Origin of the sequence: Candidatus Magnetominusculus xianensis, assembly GCA_001541255.1 — a bacterium.
Classification (GTDB): Bacteria; Nitrospirota; Thermodesulfovibrionia; order Thermodesulfovibrionales; family Magnetobacteriaceae; genus Magnetominusculus; species Magnetominusculus xianensis.
This window is the reverse complement of sequence record LNQR01000081.1, coordinates 1-15269: the sequence shown is the minus strand read 5'-3', so window position 1 is coordinate 15269 and position 15269 is coordinate 1. Positions and strand designations below refer to the sequence as shown.

Sequence of the window (15269 nt, the reverse complement as noted above, 5' to 3'; positions counted from 1 at the left end):
ATATCCTTAAAGTTAACCCCATTAAATTCATAGTTTGCCCCCTACGTATTGACCAAGCACAGAGGCCGCAAGCGAAAGCGGAATGAACTTGTAGTCCAGATGAACCAAAGACCTCATTAGGATAACAAATGGAATCGGTAAATGTATATACATAAACCAATTCAGTGAGCGGACCTTCTGGCGTGCCCTGAAATATCCGAAAGGCACATTAATCACAAACGCAAAGACCAATAATATTACAGCAGCCTCAGAGGACGTAAACGACACGTTAGTTAAGTGCAATAAGTCACTTATCCAAATAACTATGCCCCATTTATCCATTATGAACACCCTTGAAGCCCATACCGTCCGCCACGCCGCACACCGAAGGACTTAATACCGGCCCCCTGCACAACCCTCACACTCGTAACTAATCGCACAGGAGATATTAACAAAATAAAGCGCCTATTGTAAACCGCTGTTTTTTCTGTAACGATAAAGTTAAAATATAAACCAATGGAAGACTTAAGAGCTGCCTATATTCAATGTGCCTCAGGGGTAAGCGGAGATATGCTTATTGGGGCGCTTCTTGACGCAGGGGTCTCGCTTGACTACCTCAGGGAGAAACTCTCCCTTTTGTTAAATTGCAGGAATGGAAGCGGGCAGGCGTCCTTGGAGGAGTTTGAGATAACCTCTGAGACAGTCTATAAAAACGGCTTCAGGGCAGTTAAGTTTGAGGTGAAGACACATGTCAGCCACAGCGTCAGCCACAGGAACTGGCAGGAAATAAAGGAGATCATCGAAGGTGCAGCGTTCGACGAGGATGTAAAAACTAAGGGGCTTAAGATATTTCACAGCATATTCGAGGCCGAGTCCCTCGCACACGGTCAGCCATTTGACCAGACACACCTTCACGAACTCGGCGGCGCTGATTGTCTGGCAGATGTGTTCGGATTCTTATTGGGCATTAAGTATCTTGGGATAGAGGAGATTGTCGTCTCCCCGATAAATGTTGGCGGTGGCACCGTAAAGACCACACACGGTACACTTGCCGTGCCTGCCCCGGCAACGGCGAATCTGCTAAAGGGCATTCCAGTTTATTCAAGCGGTGTAGAGTTCGAGCTTGCTACACCCACCGGCGCTGCAATTGTTAAGGAGATGGCAACTGGGTTTGGAGATATGCCAGGCATAATTATAACCAGCATTGGTACCGGGGCAGGAAGCCTCGACATTGCCTCAGCGCCAAATATTCTGAGGATTTTTGTAGGCCGCCAAGCCGCCCCACATGACAATGCGCCTGCCTTTGCCGCTATAGAGACGAATATCGATGACATGTCCCCGCAGCTCTATGGCGCTGTCATGGACAAACTATTTCGCGCCGGAGCCCTTGACGTATATATAACCCCAGTTATAATGAAAAAGTGCCGTCCTGCCGCCCTGCTTACCGTGATAGCGCAAGAGGATATGGTAGGACAGCTCTCAACGATAATCTTTGAAGAGACCACCACAATAGGACTGAGATACCACAGCGTATCACGTGAGATGCTCCAGCGGGATATAAGCGCCGTAGACACAAAATACGGTGAGATACGAATAAAAACAGCCCGAAGAAACGGGAAAATCCTCAACATATCAGCAGAATACGAGGACTGTAAACGAGCAGCGGAGGAGTTTTCAGTACCGGTAAAGACAGTAATCGGCGAGGCGCTAAGACATGCCTGATTTTATCAAACGGCACAAGAAGCTTACCATATTGGCAGTTGTGGTCATAGCTGCCGTCATTGCAGTATTTGCATATAACTCTCTTACAAAAAAACCCCCTTACGAGATATTAGAAACTGCAAAGACATCGTATTCAGATTTGGAGAATATAGTAGTGGAAACCGGAATAATCAAACCCCAGGTCGGCGCCCTTATTAAAATCGGGGCAAGGGCAACGGGGGAAATCATGCAGATGCTCGTGCGTGTCGGCGATACGGTAAAGAAAAATCAGTTGATTGCGAAAATCGACGACAGGGACGTAAACAAGGATATAGCGGAACTGCACATATCCCTCAGCAAGGCCATGAGCAATCTCAACAAGACTATCGTAACACATCCTCAGAAAATACGGGAGGCAGAGCAGGACCTTATCTCAAAAAAGGCCAAACTCAAAATCACCGCCCTCGAGCTGCAAAGAAAAGAGACCCTGCTGCAAAAGGGCTACCTCGCCCAGAACGACTTCGACAAGGCAGCAGCCGATTATGCCCAGGCAGAGGCCGATGTCAATAAAAACGAAGAGACGGTAAGCCGCCTGAGAAACGAACTCCTTAACGACAGAAAGATGCAGGAGGCAGATATTGCAGTAATCAAATCGAGTATAGAGAAAAACCAGATAAAGCTCTCCTATACGAACATTGTATCGCCTATAGACGGCGTCGTGTCTGAGATTCAGGGGCAGGCCGGCGAAACGGTGGTAACAGGCCTTCAGGTGGCCAACCTGGTTACAGTAATGATTCCCGACAAACTAGAGATGTGGGTATATGTGGACGAAAGCGACATAGGCGGTATCAAAAAGGACCTTGACTGCCTCTATACGGTGGACACATATCCTGATAAGGTCTACAAGAGTGTCATAAACAGAATTGACCCTCAACCGTTTGTCAAGGACAACATAGTGTACTACAAGGCAATAGTAAACATCCCACCAGAAGATGCAAAGACCGTCAGGCCGGAGATGACCACACACGTTCGTATTATAACGCAGAAGAAGAGCCGTGTTCTCACCGTCCCAAATGCCGCTGTAAAATATGAAAGCGGCAAACACACGGCCTATAAGATACTCCCCGGCGGTAAAGTAGAAAAAACGGCTGTAACAACAGGCATCAAAGGCGAGGACAAGACAGAGATAACAGAAGGCCTTGCCGAAGGAGACGAGGTGGCAGTTAAACTCGTTATAAATATTCACCCCCCTGCCGGAAAGACCGGAGACCACGGAGGGAAGCACAAATAACAGAACTGCTTGAGTTACAGGCAATACACAAGACATTTATCGCAGGTGATGTGACAGTTGAGGCCCTCAGGGGTGTAAGCCTTACGGTAAACAGAGGCGATTTCACGGCCATCATGGGCACATCCGGCTCAGGCAAGACAACCCTGATGAACATCATAGGATGTCTCGACACACCCACCTCCGGCACATATATCCTAAACGGCAGGGCAATCTCCGCCATGACCGACGACGAACTCTCAGTCATAAGAAACGAGACAATCGGATTTGTATTTCAGAATTTCTTTCTCCTTCACTATGCTACAGTTATTGAAAATATACTCCTGCCGACCCTGTACATGGATGTCCCGTCTCACGCCATGAAGGAAAAGGCGATGGAGTTACTTGCTACAGTGGGGCTTGAGGACAGGGCATACTTCAAACCACGCCAGCTCTCAGGCGGGCAGCAGCAGCGAGCCGCCATTGCCCGCGCCCTGATAAACAACCCCGCCCTGATAATCTGCGACGAACCCACCGGCGCCCTTGATACCAGAACGGCCTCTGAAATTATGAAAATCTTCACCGAACTCAACAACAGGGGGACGACCATAATACTTGTCACCCATGATTCAAACATTGCCGCATATGCACATACCACGGTTCACATAAAAGACGGCTTAATAGACGATGCCTTCAACAGGACGCCGCGCCAATGAATAGGTTTGCTAATAATATAAAAAGCGCCGCATATGCCGTGCTGTCGTTTAAGCTCAGGACATTTTTCTGTCTCTTTAGCGTATCGCTGGGGATAGCCTCGATAACGGTCATAGTGGCCTCTGTGGAGGGGGCATATAAGAAGGCGTATGACTTTGTAGAGAAGTTCGGCCCTGAGACGATACTTATCTTTGGCGGGTCTGCCGAGCAGCGGGCAAACGGTGAAAAAATGAAGGCGCTGACACTCAGCGACATAAAGGCCATCGAGGAGGCGTTCCCAACGGCAATCCTCGTCGTTCCGATGGTCATGAAATGGGACAGCGGCGTATCATACAAAAATGTAAAGCATAAGACCCTTGTCTTAGGCTCTACTGAGGACTACAGCAGGAGCTGGTCATGGCCCATTGCGGAAGGCTCTGACTTATCACACGAGGACATAGTTTTTGGAAAAAACACGTGCCTGATTGGGATGCAGGTTGCCGAGACACTCTTTAAGGGCACATCTCCAATAGGAAAGACCATTCTTATAAACACAAGAATTCCTTGTAAAGTAACAGGCGTACTTTCCGACAGGAGCGCTTCGCAGATGGGCATAAATCTCAACGACAGAATAATCATACCCATAGGCGTGATGATGAAAAAAATGTTGAGTGATACCAAATACATAAGCGCGATAAAGATAAAATACCAGCAGGGACACGCCCTCCAGCACTGGATTGCACAGATGAGGCTGTTTCTCAGAGACAGGCACCAGCTCAAAGAAGGCCAGAGCGACGACTTCACCATTGTAAGCCCGGAGGAGATAATAAAGTTCCTTGCCGCGCTAACCGGTTCGCTTGTGGTATCGCTTGGAATCTCAGGGATAGTGTCGCTTGTGGTATCGGGCTTTGTGCTGGCAAATCTGTTTTTACTGTCTGTAAAGGAGCGGACCAGGGAGATAGGGATAAGGCGGGCAGTGGGCGCTAAAAAAAGGGATATCTTTAACCAGTTCATAATAGAATCCACATTGATAACATCAGCGGGCGGGGTGCTGGGGTTTATGTTAGGGTACGGGGCCTCTAAGCTGCTTGCGCATATTGCCGACTTCCCAATGCACTTTTCATGGAAGGCATTTGCCATAGGATTTACGCTTGCCGTAGCAACGGGGCTGGTGTTTGGAGTTCAGCCGGCAAGAAGCGCTGCAAACTTAAATCCAATAGAGGCAATAAAGTGACGACAAAGTATTTACCGAAGAACATCTATCTGAACTTAACGATTGCCGTAAAGTCCCTGGGCAGCTTTAAGCTCAGGACTTTCCTTGCCATAACAGGGGTTGTGCTGGGCACTCTGTCGTTAATCACTGTGGCAAACACATCGCGTTCAATGGAGCTGAAGACGATAAAAGACCTTGAGACCTTTGGGAAGAATCTCCTTACTGTAAAAAGCGGTCTGATGCGTGGTCACGGCAGCCCGTCAGACCTTGCCGAGAGTACGAGGCTGACAATTGATGACGCAAGGGCGATAAAGGAATCCTTACCGGCAGCAAAAATCGTGGCGCCTGTGGCAACTAAGACATTCCCTGTAAGATACAGGAATACAACACTAACCGGCACGACTATGATGGGCATACCGATGGAATTTTTTCAGTTAAAGAAAATCCCTGTGGGTCAGGGAAGGCTGTTCACAGAAAAGGATACGATGGAAAAAACGGCTATTGTCGGCTCAAAGGTGGCCGAGAGGTTATTTAAAGGAGAAGACCCCATAGGGAAGACCATATTCATATCGCAGGTTGCCTGTGAAGTGATTGAAGTGCTTGTGCCGATGGCCGTTGACCTGTCGGGGATGAACGAAGACAACATCATTTATCTGCCGCTGAGTACGTTTATGAAGAGACTGAAAAACACTACAAGTATAAATCTGATATATGTAGAAGCAGTCTCTGAAGAGGCGGCAGGGCGGTTAAAAGGGGAAATAGAGGGCCTGCTAAGGCAGAGACATAATATAAAAAAAGGCGAAAAAGACGACTTTACAGTAGCAGAGCTTAAGGACATAAACTCTATGCAGACCAAGACAATGAAGATAGTGGTAACGCTTGGGATGATAACCTCGGCAATATCGTTTACTATAAGCTCGATAGGGATATTGTCAATAATGATATTGATGGTAGACGAGAGAAAGGTGGAGATAGGGATAAGGCGGGCAGTAGGGGCAAGGAAGCGCGACATAGCGATGCAGTTTTTGACAGAGGCATCATTTATATCGCTGATGGGAGCGGCAGCGGGGCTTGTGGCGGGCATAGCGCTGAGTCTGGGCATATCTGCATTAGCAAAAATACCATTTGCGGTGTCGCCGTTTGGTGTGATAACAGCATTTACGGCGTCGATTGTGACGGGGATAGCCTCAGGCATATACCCGTCTGTAAAGGCGATGGAGATTCAGCCTGTCAGTATATTAAGAAGTTGACCAATCCCATATTTTTTATAGGGGGTTGAATTATTCGGGTAAAAATGTTAATACTATCAGGACAAGATTAATTTACATAGGGGGAAGATATGGATGGGGACAATATACTTGTCATAGATGACGATAAAAACAACGTACAACAGATAAATGAAATCCTCCGTAGCGAAGGATATACGGTATATAGCGCGAAGACAAAACTTGAAGCCCTTGAGACTGCCCTTGAGATACATCCCGTTGTTGTGCTTGTAAAGTCCATGTTAATCGACGCTAGCGGCTATGAAGTAATAAGAGACCTGCGAAGCGAAGACTCACTAAAGAACCTGCCGTTTATTATGCTGTCAGAGATAGAGAAAAAATATGATGACAGATACAGAACAATATATAAGATCGTGGATACAGTAAAGCTCCCAGTTGAGAAAGACGACCTGCTTCAAAAGATAAGGGTACACGCAGAGTGGTCTGTGCCAGATGAACAGCCAGAGGAACAGGATGAACTTCAGAATGTACAATTGGATGAACAAGATGGAAACTATGGCACGCAGAGCAAAAAAATTGAGAATATTAAGTTTGGCCTGTCCAATGAGACTGATAAGACCGACGACGATACCTCCCATGCAACTGACCCACATCCTATCAGTCATGACTCTCATCCCCATATAGGAGATACACACGTCAGCCACGAAGATGACCCAGTTGGTGATGATACAACTGTAATGGAATCGGACGAAGATGAAATTCTTTATAAGCTGAAAGAAAACCGAGCTAAAAGAAAAAAACTCTTTTTAATAACGACATTGGCCGTAGTTGCAATCCTTCTGGGAGCTGGATATATGTTTTTCTTCAACGAAACACAACCCAAGATGATTGCCAAAACAACAGTACCCACACCGCCACGACCGAGGCCATCAGAACCGAAGCCATTAACCGCTGCTCAGACCACACCGGCGCCAGAATCAACTCCTGTGGTAACTCCAGCGCTGACACCTGCACCAACTCCGTCGCTGATGCCTGCTCCAGCAGCAACTCCCGCAGCGACGCCTGCGCCTACACATACGCCAACTCCAACAGCTACACCTGCACCAACGTCTTTGCCAACACCAACACCTGCACCAACGCCGCAGGCTAAAAAACCTGAGCCTGCCGAACCAGCAGCCCCCGACCAGGAAGCTGTGGCTGCCCAAAGCAGAAAGGTCAAGACTGCCGGAAAAAACCCGGCTGCCGCCAAACGCAAGGGAACGGCCTCTGCCTCAGGGTTATTTGTCATACAGCTTGGCTCGTTCAAAGATGTGGCAAACGCAAAAAGGCTCACTGAAACACTGAAAAAAGAAGGCTATAATGCCAGCATAATAACGGTAACAGACCCCAAGGGTAATACTTCTCATAAGGTGCTGGCAGGGAAGTATAAAAATAAAGCTGAAGCTATGTCTGTTATGAAAAAGCTGAAGGATACGAAGAGAATGGATGTAATACTTCGTAAGTCCAACTAATTGTATATCATTTGCTTGGGGTCTGTGGTTGGCAGATGTCGCCCTCCGGCATTAGCCGCGACATTATCCATTTTGTAACGGCAATGCCAACAAACGCCCCAGCTATTACGTCGGAAGGAAAGTGTGACCCGGTCCTTATCCTGTCAAACCCAGCCACTGTGGCAAATAAATAAAACACCAATCTATAACGCTTAAAATATGATGACAACACGCAGGCAATCGAAAAGGCAAGAGCTGTGTGCCCTGAGGGAAAGGAATCGTAGTCCGAGTGCAGCGACGGCCCAATAGCAATAAAGGCATCGGTGACTCGCGGCCTTGCCCTGCCCACAAGATGCTTTATTATTTGCACAGACAGACCGGAGGCGCACAGGGCAAAAAGAAATGTCTTACCGGGAATGTATAACGGCCTGTATAAGTAATTCCCTACTATAAACAGGATGAAAGCCGCAGTGATTTGAGGAGTGCCATGAAACAAAAAAGTACTTATCGGGCTGATTTGTTTGAGGAATGCGTTTAGAGTGGTGTGTTCAGAAAAAAACAATCTTATCGAATCAATCGTCCACTTGTCCGCATAGAGAGTAAAGACAGCCAGTACCGCCATTAATAGCAATAGCGGTACTAGTTTTCTCCGGTTTAGCGCGCTCATGTTATCATGCCTCTTTGCAAGCCACTGCGGCGCCTGTAATTATAGAGATTTAATTACCGGCATATGGTATAATAGCCACTTCTGGGAATCCTATGTTAAAAATGAATAAACTACAAGCACTAATTCTGTTAATTATTATGCTGTTTTTACCGGCGCTCAACAGCGCGCAAGAAATCGCCGGGGTCGAACACGCTGTCTCAGGCAGTAACATGACAGTAAGTGTAACACTTTCCATAGACGAAAGCCAAATCTCTCTTATTCGTGAAGGGCTGCAAAAAGAATTCGTCTTCTATATAGACATCTTCAGGCGGTGGAGTTTATGGCCTGACGAGTTTGTCAGGGGCAAGAGAATATCAAGGACCATACAGGCCAACTCCGTCAAGGGTGAATACAAGGTCATATCCTCAGATGAGACCGCTGTGCTGGAGAAAAGATTTATGTCCTTTAAGTCTATGCTTAAATGGGCGCTCATGGTGAATGACGTTAAAATCGACATGAGCGGTCTTGAGGATGACGCCCCGTACTTTATAAGGGTTACAGTAGAGTCAATAAAGAAAAAACCGCCGCAAGTCCTCGGGTATGTATTTTTCTTTGTCGATGACAAGGACTTTAAAATAAAAAAAGATACCGATGTTATTATAAAAGGCAGTAAATGACACGGGAAAGTATAGCCAAAAGAGTACTCCTGCCGGGATTGGTTGTGATTGCTGTTGTGGCCGCAGGCTTTACAGTACACGAGACATTTATCAATCCGCAGGGAGACATCACTCACAGATTGATCTTTGCAGCGCTTTTTAACATCACGCTCTTAGCCCTGCTCACCCTTGCCTTTTTCGTAAGCAGGAATCTCTTAAGGCTGTATTTCGAGAAAAAAAACAGGATAACCGGTTACAAGTTCAAGACAAAGCTGGTAACTATTTTTGTTGGCATCACCCTGCTGCCGTCTGCTATGCTGTTTATTATCTCAAGTGGTCTCGTTACCAATTACATCGACAAATGGTTTACCCCTACGGTAAGCAAACCCATAGACGACGCAAAAGACCTGGCCACGTATACATACGACATGATACGTAAAAATACATTCGAAGATGCCATCGCCATAAGCAAGGGGGCTACGCCTGCGCCGCGCTACAAGACCGCAAAATTTGACAGGACAAAAGAAGATGTATCTGAGACCATAAAAGACGCCTTTAAGGGAAAACCCGGCATAGAGGTATTTGTCTACAACGAGGCCGACATAGTAACGGCGGTGATTCCACTAAATAAAAACGGTCGCATAGACGAAGTCCTGCTGGTTTCCACTGTAGCGCCTATTGAGATAACGAGGAAAGTCGGGGAAATCCAAAAGGCCCATCAGAGCTACGTCACGCTTCATGAGTTTAAGGCCCCATTAAAGGGCAACTACCTCCTGATATTGGGATTCTTTACACTGTTGGTAGTATTTTTGGCCCTCTGGATAGCGCTGAGAATCTCCAGAGGAATCACCGAGCCTATTCAAAATCTCCTTAAGGCAACGGCAGATGTCTCAGGCGGCAACTTCAACATCTACGTAAAGCCAAACGCAGATGACGAAATCGGTATGCTGATTAAGTCCTTTAACGTGATGATAACAAAAGTAAAGCAGACCGAACTCTCTTTGCAGAGCGCCTATATCGAATCTGACAGGCGAAGGCTGTTCATGGAAAACATTATCTACAATATAAACTCGGGCGTCATATATCTCGACGCCGAAAACAAGGTGATAACAATAAACGACGCCGCCTGTGCAGTTCTCGGAGTCGAGGCTGAGGATGTCCTAAATAAACCATATACAGAGGTTATTAAAAATGTCGTCTCCGCCGAGTTTGAGATGTTCGTAAGGGGAATAAACCTGTACAATTTTTACAGCAAAAAAGAGCAGTTAAAGGTATCTATAAATGGCAGGAACATGGTATTGAGGGTATTCATCATCCAGCTCAAAGACAACGCAAAAAATCCGGTTGGAGTGCTTGTAGTGTTTGATGATTTAACGGAGTTAATCCTGGCCGAAAAGGCCCTTGCGTGGCAGGATGTGGCCAAACGCCTGACTCATGAGATAAAAAACCCCTTAACGCCGATTAAACTCTCTGCCGAGAGGCTGCTGAAACGATGGAGGCGCGCGGACGTACGGTTTTCTGAAGTTATCGAAAAATCTACCGCTACGATAATACGAGAAGTAGATGGGCTTCAACGGCTTGTAAATGAGTTTTCTAAACTTGGCACGATGCCGGACATCGAACCCTCTTTGACTGACCTTCAAGGCCTTGTAAACGAAGTCCTCGACCTCTACAGTGAGTATGAGCACATAGACATTGTCTTTGAATATAAGACAAAGATTACGACTATAAATATTGACGGAGAACATTTTAAGCGTATGCTGATAAATATTCTCGATAACGCGATACAGGCAATAGAGGAAAATGGTAAAATAGGTGTAACAGTGGCAGAGGACGAAACGGCCTCTAATATCATAATCGACATATCAGACAACGGCGTCGGTATAGACGAAAAGGACAGGGAGAAATTGTTTCAACCATATTTTTCAAGGCGAAAAAACGGAACAGGGCTTGGGCTTGCCATAGCCCACAGGATAGTCACAGAACACAAGGGCACAATAACCGTAAGCAATAATGCACTAAGGGGCTCGACCTTTAGAATTACAATCCCAGTTACAAAGAAATCACTACGAAATCAGGCCAGAAAGCAGGAGTTAGCTCAAGGCATAAGCGGGGGCGGGCGATGAACGAAACCTCTGTACTAGTAATAGACGACGAGGATGGCATCAGAGAGACGCTGAGTCTCATCTTTGAGGACGAGGGTTTTAGTGTCTCTGTGGCATCGTCTGCCGAAGAGGGACTGGAGTTTTTAAGTAAAAATGCCCCTGACGTAATATTTCTTGACATATGGCTGCCCGGCATGGACGGCATAGATGCACTTGAGGAAATCCGGCGTCTCTATACGGCAATACCGGTAATAATTATCTCAGGGCATGGTAAAATCGAACAGGCAGTTAAGGCCACGAAGATGGGCGCATATGATTTCCTTGAGAAGCCGCTTTCACTTGAAAGGGTCATCCTAAGCGCTAAAAGGGCAATCGAGCATAAAGAGCTGATAATGCAAAACGAGATGCTCAAAAAAGATACCATGCAGAAATTCGTAATTATCGGAGAGTCCCCTGCGGTAGTAAATCTGAGGAAACAAATCGAGATTGCCGGCAAAAGCAACGCCCGCGTACTGATAATGGGAGAAAGCGGTGCCGGAAAGGAGCTTGTTGCAAGAAATCTCCACCTGCAAAGCGACAGATTGAACAAACCATTTATCGAGGTCAACTGTGTGGCTATCCCGCAGGAACTAATCGAAAGCGAACTCTTTGGGCATGAAAAAGGGTCATTTACGGGTGCATTTGAAAAGAAAAAAGGTAAGTTTGAGCTTGCCGACGAGGGCACACTGTTTCTTGATGAAATTGGAGATATGTCCATGACTACGCAGGCAAAAGTCCTCAGAGTCATCGAGACACAGGAGTTTCAGAGAGTAGGCGGCAGCAAGAACATAAAGGTTGACGTAAGAATAATTGCGGCAACAAACAAGGACCTGCACAAGGAAGTAAAAGAAGGCAAGTTCAGAGAGGACCTGTACTTCCGCCTAAATGTTATCCCAATAATCGTCCCACCGCTGCGCGAAAGAAGAGACGACCTGCCGATTCTTATTGAGCACTTTATGAATACATTTGCAACCGAGTACGGCAAATCCCCGCGGCACATAGAGCCGGATGCGATGAGGATATTGCAGGGACACGACTGGCCGGGAAATGTGCGCGAGTTGAAAAACACACTCGAACGGCTCTTTATTATGACTCAGTCAAGGGTGATTAAGGCCGCAGATGTGGCAGCCTTTAACAGTTCGACAGTGGACTACTTTGCTTTTGAGACACTAAAGGATGCACGCGACAGCTTTGAGCGCGACTATATACTCAAGCAGCTGGAAAAGCACAAATGGAATGTCTCCAAGACCGCCGAGACCCTTCAAATAGAAAGAAGCAATCTGCACAGAAAGATAAAGGGCTTCGGTATTGAAATCCCGTGAGATATTATGATACTATTAGTGTAGAGGTGAACGGGAGGAAAAGATGAGTGATGCTGACGATAGAAAAAAAATTGCTTTTGATACATTAAAAAAAGCATTAGAATCTGAAGCTATACCAAAGATATATTTTAACAATGCGGTGTTTTTTTTGAATCCAGGTGATATTTCAATATTAATGCAAAGGGATGGCAGCTCTGTTGCTGTCATAAATATGTCTCTTCCTGTTGCTAAAACTGTCGCGGCACATCTTGGTTCTATTATTGCTGAGGTTGAAGAGAAAACCGGCAGTAAAATAATGACGCTTGATGATTCTATGACGGCATTAGGTTTGAAATAATGAGTTGTTTCATCTATGGAAATATTGCCCCACCCCCCGTAATGCATGTGAATCTTGCCGAGGAAAAGATATTGCGTTATTCACAATATCCCAAAGGATGGTGCTACGGGCAAGGCGTTCCCCCCTCTTACAAGGTCGTAAAGCAGGCGATTGAGCTGCTTCATACGGCACAGACATATTTTTTTTTCACGGCTTCTACGATAGGCGCTGATGGTGAAATACAATTAATAGTATATCACGATAATGATAGATTACAGTTTAGCATTACTGAAAATAAGGGGATAGAGTTCGAACACGAAAGGAAGGTAGAGCTGTCGAGGCCCTTTCTGCCAGAGTATGAAACCGAAGAGATATGTTATGAAGAAAGCATTACGTTTGATGATGCGATAACAAAAATTAATCATTTTGGAAGGGAAATATGGAGTACCCATACATCCACCTTATCAAACAAGAGTGGATTATACCGAGTCCTGATGGAAGAAGGCTCAGTAGTTACGCATTCAAGAATTCTTCAGACGGGTCAGGTATATCCTGCATATCCGTTAGCTGTATAAAGGAAACTACAGGCAATATTTGTGAACACATTAGAAAGTACTACCGAGCTTTTGTGGGCGACCCAATAATATTCTGGGCTTTTAGCATGGACGACTTACCTGAAGAGGCGTGTTTTAGTCAGGAGAAAGGTAAAATCAACGATGATGAATGTCATGGTAATGTTAAGCACTTAACTGACAAGAAGGCTGGAAAAATTATAAAGAAACAACCCTTATACAAGTTAATGCTTTGCATAAGCTCAAGTGTCCTTCCTTTTGATGAACGCTATTTGAATTACAGAGACAGAGTTAGCTAATATGATGATACCAACTAAAATAACGTGAGGTATATATGAAATCAGGCTCAAAAATATGAAATTAGGCTCTACTAAACTTGGTAAGACGGTATCTCTGGCGCTGGCAATAGGATTTCTGCTTGTAGCCGGTATTTTTGCCTATACTATATTTGCAGCAAAACCCCCTCTGCTTGCCGGGATAGAGGGATTTGAAAAACTGCCTATAAAGAAAGTAATCTCTTTCAAGGCGCAGAGTAATAGAAAGATTAAATCCGTCGAGGTAGTAGTAACTCAGGACGGTAATGCCGTCACGCTCCTTAGTGAACACCCTGATAAGCCAAATGCCGAGTTCAACGTCACAGTCGAGCCAAAGGTTCAGGGCCTTAACGATGGTGAGGCGGAGGTGACAATAAAGGCAAGGGCCGGGCTGTTTGCTAAAACCGTTAAGACCTTCCCAACAGCGATACGCAGCGCACCGCCTGCCATGTCTGTCATCGACAGCTCATATATCACCGACCAAGGCTCAGGATTAGCCATTCTTATTGACGCCAAAAGGTCAGACAAGGTTTATATAAAGGCTCTGGAACGGGAGTTTATGGCAACTAACTCCATTTATACAGACAAGAACCGGTTTTTTGTAATAATCCCCATAGACATTGAAACCCAGGGAACCCCTGTAGTAACCGCATTTGCCGAGGACGCCGCTGGCAATACCGTCTCTGCCCCTGTGCAGACGATTTATAAGCCAAAGGTTTACAAGAAAGATGTCATAGTGATAAAAGATGATTTCATAAGGAAACATATATTGCCATTTCTCCAAAAAACCGAAGGGGATATGCCGCTTTTAGACGCCTTTTTAGAGATCAACGAAAAAAGGAGAAAAGAAACGGAGGCCAAGGTCACTGAAGTGACAAAAAAGAGCGCCGATAAAATCCTCTGGAACGGACCATTCATTCAGATGAAAAACAGCAAGGTGTTTGCGGGCTTCGGAGACCAGAGGAGCTACCAGTACGGCGGTAAAGAAGTAAGCCGCAGCCGTCATATGGGCTTTGATCTTGCCTCGTTAGCCAACAGCCCTGTATACGCGGCGAACTCAGGGGTGGTTGCCTTTGCCGGTGAGCTTGGCATATATGGAAATGCCGTTGTAATCGACCACGGGCTTGGACTGATGTCCCTCTATGGGCACCTCTCCTCGATAGATGTAAAAGAAGGCGCAGCCGTAGAGAAGACAACCGTAATTGGAAAAAGCGGAATGACCGGCTTTGCAGCGGGCGACCATCTGCACTATGGCGTCCTGCTACACGGCGTATATATCTCACCGGTTCACTGGTGGGATAAACTGTGGATAAATAAACGTGTCCTTGATGTTATGAACAACAAGGGATAGGCGTGATATCGGGATTCAGTCCCCTCGTCCCACAAAACCTTATAAACCAAGACGTTTTCTTAATTTCCTGAGATGTAAGGTTTTCCCTTCCCTCAGCCTTTGACCGTTCAAGGGCAACGGCATAATCCCCAACATCAAAGAAAAAGTCATTAAGCCTTTCATCGAACTTTTTCCCAATAATATCTTCCAGTTGTTCGACCGTCATGTCTTTAAGCAACATGCTCACCTCCACCAACGCACATGTAATCTCTCTGTCATTTTAATGTAGCAAATAGTGAGATATGGTATCATACTAAAATGCAATCATATGCGTAAATTTGTCATTCCTGCGGAAGCAGGAATCCAGTCTTTCATATAACGCTGTAAGGACTGGATTCCC

At 45.9% G+C, this 15269-nt stretch carries 15 protein-coding genes; 12 read left to right on the top strand and 3 right to left on the bottom strand.

Annotated features, from left to right (window positions below; all coding sequences use genetic code 11):
- Positions 1-27: 27 nt before the first annotated feature.
- Positions 28-321 carry a hypothetical protein gene (locus tag ASN18_RS11555; protein WP_085052904.1) on the bottom strand — a complete coding sequence of 98 codons (294 nt, stop codon included), beginning with the start codon at positions 319-321 and terminating at the stop codon, positions 28-30.
- Positions 322-495: 174 nt separating this feature from the next.
- Here ASN18_RS11555 and larC point away from each other — a divergent pair, with 174 nt between their 5' ends.
- The 6 genes from larC to ASN18_RS11525 all read left to right on the top strand — a co-directional run bounded on the left by larC (position 496) and on the right by ASN18_RS11525 (position 7590).
- The gene (gene larC / locus ASN18_RS11550; protein WP_085052903.1) at positions 496-1701 is read left to right on the top strand and encodes a nickel pincer cofactor biosynthesis protein LarC; all 1206 of its coding nucleotides are present in this window, start codon (positions 496-498) and stop codon (positions 1699-1701) included.
- Positions 1694-2971: an efflux RND transporter periplasmic adaptor subunit gene (locus ASN18_RS11545; RefSeq protein ID WP_085052902.1), complete on the top strand. Its 1278-nt coding sequence runs from the start codon at positions 1694-1696 to the stop codon at positions 2969-2971. The genes larC and ASN18_RS11545 overlap by 8 nt, the downstream gene beginning before the upstream one ends.
- 50 nt (positions 2972-3021) lie before the next feature.
- A complete protein-coding gene (locus ASN18_RS11540; protein WP_236861700.1) occupies positions 3022-3663 on the top strand; it encodes an ABC transporter ATP-binding protein in 642 nt (213 codons plus the stop codon).
- On the top strand, positions 3660-4874 hold the full coding sequence (locus tag ASN18_RS11535) for an ABC transporter permease (RefSeq protein ID WP_085052900.1): 1215 nt from the start codon (positions 3660-3662) through the stop codon (positions 4872-4874). Before ASN18_RS11540 ends, ASN18_RS11535 begins: the two co-directional genes overlap by 4 nt.
- A complete protein-coding gene (locus tag ASN18_RS11530; RefSeq protein ID WP_236861699.1) occupies positions 4871-6103 on the top strand; it encodes an ABC transporter permease in 1233 nt (410 codons plus the stop codon). The genes ASN18_RS11535 and ASN18_RS11530 overlap by 4 nt, the downstream gene beginning before the upstream one ends.
- Before the next feature lie 89 nt (positions 6104-6192).
- A complete protein-coding gene (locus tag ASN18_RS11525; protein WP_085052898.1) occupies positions 6193-7590 on the top strand; it encodes an SPOR domain-containing protein in 1398 nt (465 codons plus the stop codon).
- 7 nt (positions 7591-7597) lie between these two features.
- Here the strand turns inward: ASN18_RS11525 and ASN18_RS11520 are convergent, their stop codons facing one another.
- Positions 7598-8236, bottom strand: coding sequence for a phosphatase PAP2 family protein (locus ASN18_RS11520; RefSeq protein WP_085052897.1), 639 nt, complete (start codon positions 8234-8236; stop codon positions 7598-7600).
- Positions 8237-8337: 101 nt separating this feature from the next.
- On the opposite strand from ASN18_RS11520, the gene ASN18_RS11515 reads away from it, so the two are divergent.
- From ASN18_RS11515 to ASN18_RS11485, 6 genes are all read left to right on the top strand, one after another.
- Positions 8338-8892, top strand: coding sequence for a DUF4390 domain-containing protein (locus ASN18_RS11515; protein ID WP_236861698.1), 555 nt, complete (start codon positions 8338-8340; stop codon positions 8890-8892).
- Positions 8889-10997: a sensor histidine kinase gene (locus tag ASN18_RS11510; protein ID WP_085052895.1), complete on the top strand. Its 2109-nt coding sequence runs from the start codon at positions 8889-8891 to the stop codon at positions 10995-10997. Before ASN18_RS11515 ends, ASN18_RS11510 begins: the two co-directional genes overlap by 4 nt.
- Positions 10994-12337 carry a sigma-54-dependent transcriptional regulator gene (locus ASN18_RS11505; RefSeq protein ID WP_085052894.1) on the top strand — a complete coding sequence of 448 codons (1344 nt, stop codon included), beginning with the start codon at positions 10994-10996 and terminating at the stop codon, positions 12335-12337. Before ASN18_RS11510 ends, ASN18_RS11505 begins: the two co-directional genes overlap by 4 nt.
- A 43-nt stretch (positions 12338-12380) precedes the next feature.
- Positions 12381-12674, top strand: coding sequence for a hypothetical protein (locus ASN18_RS11500; RefSeq protein ID WP_085052893.1), 294 nt, complete (start codon positions 12381-12383; stop codon positions 12672-12674).
- Positions 12674-13228 carry a hypothetical protein gene (locus ASN18_RS11495; RefSeq protein ID WP_085052892.1) on the top strand — a complete coding sequence of 185 codons (555 nt, stop codon included), beginning with the start codon at positions 12674-12676 and terminating at the stop codon, positions 13226-13228. The genes ASN18_RS11500 and ASN18_RS11495 overlap by 1 nt, the downstream gene beginning before the upstream one ends.
- Positions 13229-13579: 351 nt before the next feature.
- Positions 13580-14890 (top strand): M23 family metallopeptidase, encoded by a 1311-nt coding sequence (locus ASN18_RS11485; RefSeq protein WP_085052890.1) that lies wholly within the window; start codon positions 13580-13582, stop codon positions 14888-14890.
- Here the strand turns inward: ASN18_RS11485 and ASN18_RS11480 are convergent.
- Positions 14871-15110: a hypothetical protein gene (locus ASN18_RS11480; protein WP_085052889.1), complete on the bottom strand. Its 240-nt coding sequence runs from the start codon at positions 15108-15110 to the stop codon at positions 14871-14873. The two genes, ASN18_RS11485 and ASN18_RS11480, sit on opposite strands and share 20 nt — an antisense overlap.
- Between the last annotated feature and the right edge of the window lie 159 nt (positions 15111-15269).